This is a genomic window from Sphingobium sp. TomTYG65 (assembly GCF_055395525.1).
The window spans coordinates 970,014-980,756 of sequence record NZ_AP027330.1 but is presented as its reverse complement, the minus strand read 5'-3'; the positions used below and the strand labels follow the sequence as shown (position 1 = coordinate 980,756).

General features: G+C 60.0%; 11 protein-coding genes. 8 read left to right on the top strand and 3 right to left on the bottom strand.

The genetic code is table 11. The features are described 5' to 3' along the window. Nucleotides 1-486, bottom strand: a complete 486-nt coding sequence (locus ACZ5Y5_RS04830) for an RNA pyrophosphohydrolase (RefSeq protein WP_464810052.1) — start codon at nucleotides 484-486, stop codon at nucleotides 1-3. Between the two features lie 183 nt (nucleotides 487-669). On the opposite strand from ACZ5Y5_RS04830, the gene ACZ5Y5_RS04825 reads away from it, so the two are divergent. Together ACZ5Y5_RS04825 and ACZ5Y5_RS04820 are read left to right on the top strand one after the other, a co-directional pair. Continuing rightward, nucleotides 670-2,082: a cryptochrome/photolyase family protein gene (locus ACZ5Y5_RS04825; RefSeq protein WP_464810051.1), complete on the top strand. Its 1,413-nt coding sequence runs from the start codon at nucleotides 670-672 to the stop codon at nucleotides 2,080-2,082. Then, entirely contained in the window at nucleotides 2,079-3,344 is a 1,266-nt protein-coding gene (locus ACZ5Y5_RS04820; RefSeq protein WP_464810050.1) for a class I SAM-dependent methyltransferase, read from the top strand. The genes ACZ5Y5_RS04825 and ACZ5Y5_RS04820 overlap by 4 nt, the downstream gene beginning before the upstream one ends. A gap of 3 nt (nucleotides 3,345-3,347) precedes the next feature. Here the strand turns inward: ACZ5Y5_RS04820 and ACZ5Y5_RS04815 are convergent, their stop codons facing one another. Both ACZ5Y5_RS04815 and purF read right to left on the bottom strand, forming a co-directional pair. Next, entirely contained in the window at nucleotides 3,348-4,058 is a 711-nt protein-coding gene (locus tag ACZ5Y5_RS04815) for an SDR family NAD(P)-dependent oxidoreductase (protein ID WP_464810049.1), read from the bottom strand. A 97-nt stretch (nucleotides 4,059-4,155) separates the two neighbouring features. Further along, nucleotides 4,156-5,634, bottom strand: coding sequence for an amidophosphoribosyltransferase (gene purF / locus ACZ5Y5_RS04810; RefSeq protein WP_464810048.1), 1,479 nt, complete (start codon nucleotides 5,632-5,634; stop codon nucleotides 4,156-4,158). Nucleotides 5,635-5,814: 180 nt separating this feature from the next. On the opposite strand from purF, the gene ccmC reads away from it, so the two are divergent. The 6 genes from ccmC to ACZ5Y5_RS04780 all read left to right on the top strand — a co-directional run bounded on the left by ccmC (nucleotide 5,815) and on the right by ACZ5Y5_RS04780 (nucleotide 10,667). After that, nucleotides 5,815-6,537 (top strand): heme ABC transporter permease CcmC, encoded by a 723-nt coding sequence (gene ccmC, locus ACZ5Y5_RS04805; RefSeq protein WP_464810047.1) that lies wholly within the window; start codon nucleotides 5,815-5,817, stop codon nucleotides 6,535-6,537. 133 nt (nucleotides 6,538-6,670) lie between these two features. Continuing rightward, on the top strand, nucleotides 6,671-7,117 hold the full coding sequence (gene ccmE, locus ACZ5Y5_RS04800; protein ID WP_464810046.1) for a cytochrome c maturation protein CcmE: 447 nt from the start codon (nucleotides 6,671-6,673) through the stop codon (nucleotides 7,115-7,117). Between the two features lie 46 nt (nucleotides 7,118-7,163). Then, complete coding sequence (locus tag ACZ5Y5_RS04795; protein ID WP_464810045.1) at nucleotides 7,164-9,095, top strand: heme lyase CcmF/NrfE family subunit; 1,932 nt, start codon at nucleotides 7,164-7,166, stop codon at nucleotides 9,093-9,095. Next, a complete protein-coding gene (locus ACZ5Y5_RS04790; protein ID WP_464810044.1) occupies nucleotides 9,092-9,619 on the top strand; it encodes a DsbE family thiol:disulfide interchange protein in 528 nt (175 codons plus the stop codon). Before ACZ5Y5_RS04795 ends, ACZ5Y5_RS04790 begins: the two co-directional genes overlap by 4 nt. Then, the gene (locus tag ACZ5Y5_RS04785; RefSeq protein WP_464810043.1) at nucleotides 9,616-10,026 is read left to right on the top strand and encodes a cytochrome c-type biogenesis protein; all 411 of its coding nucleotides are present in this window, start codon (nucleotides 9,616-9,618) and stop codon (nucleotides 10,024-10,026) included. The genes ACZ5Y5_RS04790 and ACZ5Y5_RS04785 overlap by 4 nt, the downstream gene beginning before the upstream one ends. Beyond that, the gene (locus ACZ5Y5_RS04780) at nucleotides 10,023-10,667 is read left to right on the top strand and encodes a tetratricopeptide repeat protein (protein ID WP_464810042.1); all 645 of its coding nucleotides are present in this window, start codon (nucleotides 10,023-10,025) and stop codon (nucleotides 10,665-10,667) included. The genes ACZ5Y5_RS04785 and ACZ5Y5_RS04780 overlap by 4 nt, the downstream gene beginning before the upstream one ends. Nucleotides 10,668-10,743: the final 76 nt, after the last annotated feature.

The following is a 10,743-nucleotide window of genomic DNA, read 5'->3' as shown; positions in this document are numbered from 1 at the left end:
TCAGATCAAAGCTTTGAATTCTTGCAGGATGTCGCGGTACAGCTTGCGTTTGAACGGCACGATGACGTCGGGCAGCATCTCGGGAATAATCCACTTCCACTCGGAAAATTCCGGTTCGTGGGTAGCTATATTGATATCCTGATCGCTGCCCAGGAACCGCGCCAGGAACCAGACTTGCCGCTGGCCGCGGAATTTTCCACCCCAAAGCTTTCCGACCAGCTCAGAGGGCAGGTCGTAAAAATGTTCGTCACGCGCTTTGGCGATGATCTCAACATGGTCCCGGCTGATGCCGGTTTCTTCGCCCAATTCCCGCAGGGCAGCTGCCTTCTCGTCCTCGCCATCGTCGATGCCTCCCTGCGGCATCTGCCAAGCTTCGACTTGGCTGTCGATCCGCTGGCCGACGAAGACCTTACCATCCATGTTGACGAGCATCACACCGACGCAAGGCCGGTATCCAAGCTCCGAATCATTTGGCACTGACGCCATGACGTCCCCTGATCATTGTCCCTGCCGCCCGCCCTTTCCGGGCGGCGTTGTGCAGTGCAATGATAATAGCTGAAATGAAGTCAGTCCATCGGCGAAGACGCTCAGCGCTTTGTCCGGACAGCTTTTCGCGCTGAAGCGCGCCGGGGGATTGGAAGTGCGCTTCACCAGTGGCAAAGCTGGCGCATGTCCGATCCCGTCATTCTTTGGCTCCGTCAGGATCTCCGCTTGTCCGACCAAGCCGCTCTTATTGCAGCGGTAAAGGATGGGCCGGTAATCCCGGTCTATGTCCTTGATGATGCAGCCCCGAAACAGTGGAAGATCGGGGCGGCGCAAAGGTGGTGGCTGCACTACAGTTTGAAATCCTTGGATGAAAGTCTCCGCACAAAGGGCTCACGGCTCATCCTGCGGCGCGGCGATTGCGTTCAGGAACTACAGCGGGTCGCTCAGGAAACGGGCAGTCGGCGGGTGCATGCGTTGTCCCATTATGAGCCATGGTGGCGGAACATCGAGAAAGCGGTGGCGAAGGAGTTGGATCTGCAACTTCACGATGGGATGCTGCTATTGCCGCCTGGATGCGTCCAAACGTCTGGGGGGACGCCCTATCAGATTTATACGCCATTCGCGCGCGCTACGATGCTTCACATGCCTCCTCACCAGCCTCAGCCTGCACCGTCGCATATAAATGCGCCTTCCAAGTGGCCGGCGAGTGATTCGCTGGACGATTGGGGCCTGCTTCCCACCAACCCTGATTGGGCGGCGGCTTTCGGCCAGGACTGGACACCTGGCGAAACCGGCGCCCGTCAAAACGTCGCCTCCTTTCTTGATGAGGTGAAAGACTATGATGTCGCGCGCAATCTGCCTTCGATAGAAGGAACATCGCGGTTATCGCCTCATCTGCACTTCGGGGAAGTGTCGCCAGCCTATGTCTGGCATCGGGTCAGCAGCGCTCCGGGCGATGCAACCGCCTTCCTGAAGGAGATAATCTGGCGGGACTATGCGCATACGCAGATATGGGCATTATCCACTTATGGCTCTCAAAATGCCCGATCGGAATTCGATCGGATGCCCTGGCGCGACCTGCGCGAAGCCAAGGCTGACTTCACCGCTTGGAAGAAGGGGCGAACCGGTTATCCGATTGTCGATGCAGGCATGCGCCAACTTTGGACTACCGGCTGGATGCATAATCGCGTTCGCATGATCGCCGCGAGCTTTCTCATCAAACATTTGCTCATTGACTGGCGCCAAGGAGCGCGATGGTTTTGGGACACATTGGTGGACGCAAATTACGCCAATAACAGCGTCAATTGGCAGTGGGTCGCAGGAAGCGGCGTCGATGCCAATCTATTTACACGCATTATGGCGCCATTGACGCAGTCTCCAAAATTCGATGCAGCGGACTATATTAGGCAGTGGGTGCCCGAATTGGCGCACCTCGACGACAAGGCGATCCACGATCCCGAATCACATGACGCGCGTCCCTCCGCTTATCCGCCCAAGCGCATCGGTCACAGAGAGGCGCGTGAGCGAGCATTGGCCGCTTACCGGCAAAGCAGGACTAACGGAATGAGAGATCAAGGGGCAGAGGTGCGGCTATGAATGCGATTGATCCCAGGCGTGGACGGCGTGCACTTTCCCCGCGCCACTCTGTGGTCGAGCGCTCGGCGGGGTGGACATCACGTCTTGTCGCGCCGCAGTTTCACCGTTTGTTGGATCGGATAGACGCGGGGCTTGCCAAGGGAAGTTTGGAAGCGATGCTGCCCGACGGCAGCTTTCGGATCTTGGGCGGGCGCGCTGACGGGCCGGTTTGCGAGGTCCGGCTTGTTCGTTGGCGCGCTTTGCTGCGTTTGATTGCGGGCGGCTCTGCTGGCTGGTACCGGGCATGGGCGGCTGGTGATTGGACCAGTCCGGATCCCGTTCCCCTGTTTGCATTGTTCATGGCAAATGCCGTGACCTTGGGGAATGTGGCGCGTCCAAACGGACCGGGACGATGGTTCGGTCGGCTGTTCCACTGGGCGCGGCGGAATCATCGCAAAGGATCGCGCCGGAACATTGCTTATCATTATGATCTGGGGAACGATTTCTACAGCCTTTGGCTCGACCGGCAGATGCATTATTCCAGCGCCCTGTTTCGGGATCTCGATGACCCGAAAGAAAGCTTGGAGAGGGCGCAGCAACGCAAGGTCGATGCCATATTGGATCGGCTCGATCTGAAGGACGGAAGCAGCCTTCTGGAGATCGGTTGCGGATGGGGCGGCTTGGCTGAACAGGCGATGGCGCGTTGGCGTATAAGCTATGATGGGCTGACGCTTTCTGCGGAACAGGCTGCCTATGCGCGGGAGCGGCTGGGGTCAGGCGCCAATATCCTGCTCACGGACTATCGTGACGCCCAAGGTGAATATGACGCGATCGCCAGCGTCGAAATGGTCGAAGCCGTGGGCCAGGAATATTGGCCAGCCTATCTAGGCGCTGTAACGCGACTGCTGAAGCCGGGCGGCAGGGCGGCGATCCAGTATATTCTGATCGATGACGCTATCTTCTGCCGATATGCCCGCAGCGCGGATTTCATCCAGACCTATATCTTCCCGGGCGGCATGCTCATTTCCGAAAGCCGTTTCCGGGCGCTCGCGGAGGCCAATGGGCTGGAATGGCGTGACGTGAACCACCTTGGCCTGCACTATGCCGAGACGCTGCGCCGCTGGAGAGAGCGATTCGATCAGATCGTCGATCGCGGCCTGCTCCCCCCGAGCTTTGACCAGCATTTTGTCGCGCTCTGGCGCTATTACCTCATGTATTGTGAAGGCGGTTTTCGCGGCGGCATGATCAACGTTGCGCAGGTGACGCTGGTCAAGCCGCGCTGAGCATCAATCGACGCGGTGATGATAGCCGTTCGGCCGGTCAGCCAGGACAAGATCGACAATGGCTTGGCCGACCACTTCGGGGCCCTTGAGAGTCGCCGGATCTTCCCCGGGGAAAGCGCGCGCCCGCATCGCGGTACGCGTGGCGCCGGGATCGACGATATGGGTGCGGATCGCGGAGATATTTTTCACCTCCTCGCCATAGGCGCCGACCAGCGTTTCAAGAGCGGCTTTTGACGCGCCATAGCCGCCCCAATAGGCCCGGGGCGCGGTCCCGACGGAGGATGTAACGGCGATCACGCGCGCGCTAGAACTAGCGCGTAGCATCGGATCGAACGCGGCGATCAGCGCCTGAGGGGCGGCGATGTTCAGCGTCAGGAGCCGGGCAAATTCCTTCGCATCAATCGCGGGTACGGCGGCAAGGCTGCCCAGCGTTGCGGCATTGAGCACCAGGATGTCCAGCGCTTGCCAGCGGTCGGACACCGCCTGTGACAGCCGTCCTATGCTCTCGCCATCGATAAGATCGAGGGGAGCAATAGTGGCGTGCCCGCCGGCCTTATGAATGCGTTCTTCCACCTCTTCCAGGCCAGCGACCGTCCTGGCTGTCAGGATGACATGTGCACCTGCAGCACCCAAGGCTTCGGCCGTAGCGGCGCCGATGCCCCGGCTAGCGCCAGTCACCAGAGCGAGCTTACCGGAAAGAGGAAGAGTGGACATGAACTATCCTATTCGCCCGTCTCCGACGAGAGGGCTGGTTCGTTAGGTGGGAAGGGGGCTGCTCATGACGAGCAGCCAGCCCGTTTCGGGTGACGGATCAGACGACCCGCTCAGCCAGCAGTTCTAGCTGGTTCTGAACCACGACTTCATCCTGATCGGTGAGCGTCGTCGGGTAATCGCCGGTGAAGCAGGCGTCGCAATATTGCGGCCGGATGTCCGCGCGCTTCGCTTCTCCCAGCGCCTTGTAAAGCCCGTCGATCGAGATGAATGACAAGCTGTCGGCGTGGATGAAATCCTGCATCCCGCCGATGTCCAGACGATGGGCCAGCAACTTGGTGCGCTCTGGCGTATCAACGCCATAGAAACAGCTGTGCCGCGTTGGCGGGCTGGCGATGCGCATATGCACTTCCTTGGCGCCAGCTTCCCGCATCATCTGCACGATCTTGAGGCTGGTAGTCCCGCGTACGATCGAGTCGTCGATGAGCACTACGCGCTTACCGTCGATCAACGCGCGGTTAGCATTGTGCTTGAGCTTGACCCCAAGGTGGCGGACCTTGTCCCCAGGCTGGATAAAGGTCCGGCCGATATAGTGCGAACGGATGATGCCGAGTTCAAACGGGATTCCCGATTGTTGGGCATAGCCGATGGCAGCAGGCACACCACTATCGGGCACCGGGATGACCAGATCCGCATCCACAGGATTTTCAACCGCCAATTGAGCGCCAATCGCCTTGCGCACCGAATAGACGCTCGATCCATCGACGATCGAGTCGGGACGGCTGAAATAGACATGTTCGAAGATGCAGGGACGGGGGTGCACATCGCCGAAGGGACGATGGCTGCGAATCTGGCCGTCATGGGTCACGATAACCAGTTCGCCAGGTTCGATTGAACGCAGATGTTCAGCGCCCACGACATCGAAAGCCACTGTTTCCGAGGCGAAGATGGTGGCATCGCCCAGCTTGCCCATAACCAACGGCCGGATGCCGAGCGGATCGCGGCATGCAATCATGCCTTCGGGTGTCGTGACGATCAGCGAATAGGCGCCCTCGATCTGCTTCAGGGCGTCAATGAACTTGTCCAGCAGCGTCCGGTAGGTGGAGGTTGCCACCAGATGGATGATGACTTCGGTGTCGGACGTCGATTGGAAGATGGACCCACGGCGGATAAGCTCGCGGCGCAGCTTCATCGCGTTGGAGAGGTTGCCGTTATGAGCGATCGCGAACCCGCCTGAGTTGAGTTCTGCATAAAGCGGCTGCACGTTCCGAAGCGAGGTTTCCCCGGTAGTGGAATAGCGGACATGGCCTACAGCCGTATCACCGGGAAGTCCGCGAATCACCTCATCGCGGTCGAAATTGCCGGCGACATGGCCCATTGCACGATGGGTGTGGAAATCATGACCGTCCCAGCTGGTAATGCCTGCGGCTTCCTGGCCGCGATGCTGAAGCGCATGAAGGCCAAGCGCCGCGATCGCAGAAGCGGTCTCGGCCTGAATGACCCCGAAAATGCCGCATTCTTCACGCAGCTTGTCGTCGTCGAACGGATTAGTCGTAAACATGGGTGCGCGCGGATCCATAGCCGATGCTGTACGCCTCAGTGGGCTGCTCCGCGCGCATATAGTGGTTCGATTGCGATTTGTCGCCTGCTAGTAACAAAAAAGCCTGTTCTGCCGTTTAGGTTGCGGATTTTCTGCGTTGAGAGGAGCTAAAAGCGCCACTGGCATTGCGGACTGTGCGCGGCTAAAGAGCCTTTCCAAATGCATCGCTTCGCCAATCCTGCCCGCTTCCTAAAGATCGCACGGCCGCTCACTGTCTGGCTCTTCTGGCCGGGCATGCTGTTGCTTCTGGCGGGTGCAGGCTGCGGTTTGTTCGTCACGCCGGCGGATTATCTGCAGGGCGATACTGTCCGGATACTCTATATTCATGTGCCTGCAGCCTGGCTGGGTATGGCAGGGTGGATGGGCATCGCGATCGCGGGGCTGATGCAATTGGTCTGGAGGCATCCGCTTGCAGCCGTCGCCGGGCGGGCGATCGCTGCGCCGGGTGCATTGTTCACCGCAATTTGCCTCGCTACGGGATCAATCTGGGGGCGCCCGACCTGGGGAACATGGTGGGAATGGGATGGCCGCATGACGTCGATGCTGGTACTCCTGTTCCTGTATCTCGGATATATCGCGCTCGCCAATGCGAGCGCTCGTCAGGAACAGGGGGGCGTGAGCCCGGTGACCGCTATTTTTGGGTTAGTGGGTGCGGTGAACATACCGATCATCAATCGTTCCGTGGTGTGGTGGAACAGCCTGCATCAGGGGCCCAGCATCACCTTGCGCGGATCGAGCATCGATGTGTCACTACTTTGGCCGCTGGGCTTTACTCTGACCGGCTTTTCCCTGTTGTTTGGGGCTATCGTTCTAATGCGGATGCGCACGATATTGGCACGCAACAAGGTGGAAGCGCGCATGCAGCGGTTGGCGCGAGGATAGCCAAAATGAACCAGTGGGGCTTTGTGATCGGCGCCTATGCGCTGACCTTTTCAGGCACGGCCGTGCTATGCCTGTCTTGCTGGCGCTCTATGCGGAACGCCGAAGCCGCTGCGCAAAGACTCTCGGATAAGTCATGAAGGCCAAGCATCAACGGTTGATATTAGCGTTGGTGGCTTTGCTTGCGCTGATCGGTGCGGGCCTGCTTGCGGCGTCTGCGCTCCGGGACGAGGCTGCCTATTTTTACGCCCCGACCGACGTTCGAACGAAAGGTGTGGAGCCCGGCAAGGCTATTCGCCTGGGAGGTATGGTCGTAAGAGGCAGTCTAAAGCGTGCGGCCGACGGCGTGACGATCCATTTCGACGTCACCGATGGGAAGGCCACTGTTTCAGCGATGTTCAAGGGCATAGCGCCCGACCTGTTCCGGGAAGGATCGGGCGTGGTCGCCGAAGGCTCGTTCGACAGAGCCGGTACTTTCGTCGCCACTAACCTGCTGGCGAAGCATGATGAGCGCTACATGCCCCGCGAACTGGAAGGCATGCGTTATGACGAGAACACTCACGAGATGAAAGCCGAACAGTGAGCATCATCTATTCGGCAGCTTTTTCGGACATTCTGAGGAATGACGCATGATCGCTGAAGCCGGTCTTGCGGCGCTGTGGCTGGCCGCTGCGCTAGCGCTGCTTCAACTGATGTTGTCGGGTATCGGCCTTGCTGCCAATAAGCCGGAACTGCTGGGAGCCGTCCGGCCAGTCGCTGTCGCACAGGGTTTGCTGACCGCGATTGCATTTGTATCGCTGATCACGCTTTTCATGCGGTCCGACATGTCGGTGCTGCTGGTTGTCACCAACAGCCATTCAATGAAGCCTTGGCTCTATAAATTTGCCGGAACTTGGGGTAACCACGAAGGGTCCATGCTGCTGTGGGTCACCGTCATGGGGATGGCAGGTGCGGCGGTCGCCTTGTTCGAACGAGCATTACGCCGCGAGACCCACATAGCGACGCTCGGGGGGCAGGCCGCTATCAGCCTTGGCTTCTACGCTTTCCTGCTTTTTGCCTCCAATCCTTTCGCCAGGATCAATCCGCCGGCGCCTGACGGGCAAGGCCTTAATCCCTTGTTGCAGGACCCAGGGCTCGCCTTCCACCCGCCCACTCTATATCTCGGCTATGTCGGCCTCTCCGTTGCCTTCTCTTTCGCCGTCGGGGCGTTGCTCACGCGCCAAGTAGATGCGGCTTTTGCGCGAGCCATGCGGCCTTGGGTACTGGCCGCTTGGATACTCCTGACGTTGGGGATCACCGCGGGCAGCTATTGGGCCTATTACGAGTTGGGTTGGGGTGGCTGGTGGTTCTGGGACCCCGTTGAAAACGCCTCTCTGATGCCTTGGCTTGCTGCCACGGCGCTGTTGCACAGTGTGACGGTCCTCGCCACGCGTGACGCGCTCAGGGCCTGGACGGTGATGCTGGCGGTGATTGCCTTTTCCATGTCGATGGTCGGCACCTTCCTCGTCAGATCGGGCATATTGACCAGTGTTCATGCGTTTGCCGTCGATCCGGAGCGCGGCACCTTCATCCTTGTGCTGCTCGGCCTTTATATTGGCGGAGCGCTCGCTCTGTTCGGATGGCGCGTGGGCGCTGTTCGAGAAGGTGCGCCGTTCGAACTTGTCAGCCGCGAGACGATGCTCGTCGTCAATAATCTGTTGCTCTCGGTCATACTGGGCCTTGTCCTCATCGGCACCCTTTATCCCTTGCTGACCGAAGCCTTCGGCCACAAGGTGTCGGTAGGCGCCCCCTATTTCGACCGGATCGCCGGACCGATCGCACTCATCCTGATGATTGTCATGGCCGCGGGACCTCTTACGCGCTGGCGCCGGGACCGGTTGAGTGAGGTGTCGCGCCGCATGATCGTGCCAGCCATTGTCGCCCTGCTCGTCGTCGCCGGTCTCGCAACGTTGGCATGGGGAAGGATAGGGGTTTTGCCCTTCCTTGGCCTTGTCATAGCACTGGCAGTTGGTGCGGCGAGTGTCGCTCCCTTGTGGAAGCGAAATCTGCGCCGCACGCCCCTTTTTACCTGGGGCATGGTCATCGCTCATTTGGGATGCGCGGTCAGTCTGGCCGGCATGGCGAGCGATTCTGCCTTCACGGTAGAAAAGCTTGCGGCCGTAAGACCCGGCGATGTTGTAGAAGCCGCTGATTGGAAGCTGCGGCTGCTTCAGATTTCGCCGGTAGCTGGCGACAATTGGACAGCTTTGCAGGCAGACATGGAAGTCAGCCGCAATGGTGGATCGCCCGTGATGTTGCATCCGCAGTCGCGCTTCTTCGCGTCGCCGCCGACCACGACGACAGAGGCTGCCCTGCTGACCCGCTGGAATGGTCAACTTTACGTTGTCTTGGGTCAGGAAGCAGATCAGGGCCGGTGGCAGCTTCGCGTTTGGTGGAAGCCCTTTGTCACCCTCATTTGGCTGGGCGGTGCATTGATCGCGCTCGGCGGGACGCTGGCGTTGCTCGGGCGTGAGCGGAGGGGCTGGCTGCTCAAGTGGCGGGCAAGGGCGGCAGCGGCATGAGGAAGCTGCTGATCTGGCTGCCCCTTGTCCTGTTTGCGGGCTTTTTCATCTTGTTCGCCAGTGGGCTCCTGAAGCCTGATGACAGGGTGATCACATCGAAACTAGTCGGCAAGACGCTTCCGGAGTTCACTCTTCCGGCGGCGGCAAGCGATCGACCGCCGTTGACAAGCGCCGAATTGGCGACGGGACAGCCGCGCCTCCTTAACATTTTTGCCAGTTGGTGCGTGCCTTGTGCCGCCGAAGCGCCGCAGCTCATGGCGCTGAAAGACGCCGGTGTGGAAATTGATGCCATCGCGATCCGCGACGCCCGGCCGGATGTCGATCGGTTCCTGCGTCGGTACGGAAATCCCTATTCGCGCATCGGTCTGGATGCGCGTAGCAATGTCCAGATTGCAATCGGCTCGTCTGGAGTGCCGGAAAGTTTCGTCATCGATGGGAAGGGCCGGATTACCTATCAGCATGTGGGCGACATACGCGCCGACGACCTTCCGATGATCTTGCAGCGGCTGAAGGACGCACGATGAAGACGCTGCTCTCACTGATCACGCTACTGTTGAGCACGCCGCTACTGGCCCAGTCGGCCCTTCCGCCAGCCCCTTACGCGGATCGGCAGATCAGCGACCCGGCGCTTGAGCGGAAAGCGAAGGCGTTGATGGAAACCATCCGCTGCTTGACTTGTCAGAGCCAGTCGATTGCGGACAGCAATGCGAGCCTTGCCGGGGATATGCGATCCCAGATCAGGGAGCGGATCATGGCTGGCGAAGAGCCAGAACATATCCGTGCATGGCTGATCGAGCGCTATGGCGATTGGGTGAGCTATGAGCCCACGGCCGATCCGGTCCTTTGGCCTCTGTGGGGTGCGCCTTTACTCCTGATCGGCCTCGGCCTGCTGCTGTTGCGCGGCCGCATCAAGAAAGGAAGGCGGTCGTGACAGGATGGATTATCGCAGCAGGGCTGGCGATTGTTCTGATGGCGGCCTTGGTAGCGCTCGGGCGGATTCCTCGCACAGCCTGGGAAATCACGGCGGCGGCGCTGTTGTTGGGCTTGGCCGGCTATGCCTGGCAAGGCCATCCTGGACTGGCCGGTGCGCCAAAAATGGCCGGCCTCAGCAGGGAGGGGCAGTTTGATGAGCAACTCGCTGAGCAACGCCGCGGCATGGCTGAACGCTATGGGCCGGCGGGGCAGTGGCTGATGCTTTCGGATGGGCTCGGGAGACAAGGCAAAACCAAAGAGGCGGCAAACGTCCTGCTCGCCGGATTGAAGCAGTCGCCTGATGATTCTAATCTGTGGCTCGGCCTAGGAAACGCGCTCGTCGCCCATGCTGACGGCGTCGTGTCGCCCGGCGCGGACTTTGCCTATCGTCGCGCTATGGCTCTCGATCCATCGGGACCCGCGCCCCGCTACTTCTACGGCCTCGCCTTGGCTAGGGCAGGTCAGCTGCAAGCCGCAAGAGAGCTTTGGGCGCCATTGGCTGCGAGCGCGCCAGAGGGTTCGAAGATCAAAGCGGAACTGGACCTCAATATCGCGCGTATCGACGCCATGCTAACTGCGGGTCCGCAGTCGGCTCCTTGAGGCATCGCTCCATCATTTGCGCTGCCCAATCAAGCGTGATAGGGCGCGGCGTTTTTCAGGGGCGAGCGGGACTGTC

Bases quoted from the DNA above. Each gene is read 5' to 3' on its own strand.
- ACZ5Y5_RS04830 (WP_464810052.1), bottom strand. From the start codon at position 486: ATGGCGTCAGTGCCAAATGATTCGGAGCTTGGATACCGGCCTTGCGTC.
- ACZ5Y5_RS04825 (WP_464810051.1), top strand. From the start codon at position 670: ATGTCCGATCCCGTCATTCTTTGGCTCCGTCAGGATCTCCGCTTGTCC.
- ACZ5Y5_RS04820 (WP_464810050.1), top strand. From the start codon at position 2,079: ATGAATGCGATTGATCCCAGGCGTGGACGGCGTGCACTTTCCCCGCGC.
- ACZ5Y5_RS04815 (WP_464810049.1), bottom strand. From the start codon at position 4,058: ATGTCCACTCTTCCTCTTTCCGGTAAGCTCGCTCTGGTGACTGGCGCT.
- purF (WP_464810048.1), bottom strand. From the start codon at position 5,634: ATGGATCCGCGCGCACCCATGTTTACGACTAATCCGTTCGACGACGAC.
- ccmC (WP_464810047.1), top strand. From the start codon at position 5,815: ATGCATCGCTTCGCCAATCCTGCCCGCTTCCTAAAGATCGCACGGCCG.
- ccmE (WP_464810046.1), top strand. From the start codon at position 6,671: ATGAAGGCCAAGCATCAACGGTTGATATTAGCGTTGGTGGCTTTGCTT.
- ACZ5Y5_RS04795 (WP_464810045.1), top strand. From the start codon at position 7,164: ATGATCGCTGAAGCCGGTCTTGCGGCGCTGTGGCTGGCCGCTGCGCTA.
- ACZ5Y5_RS04790 (WP_464810044.1), top strand. From the start codon at position 9,092: ATGAGGAAGCTGCTGATCTGGCTGCCCCTTGTCCTGTTTGCGGGCTTT.
- ACZ5Y5_RS04785 (WP_464810043.1), top strand. From the start codon at position 9,616: ATGAAGACGCTGCTCTCACTGATCACGCTACTGTTGAGCACGCCGCTA.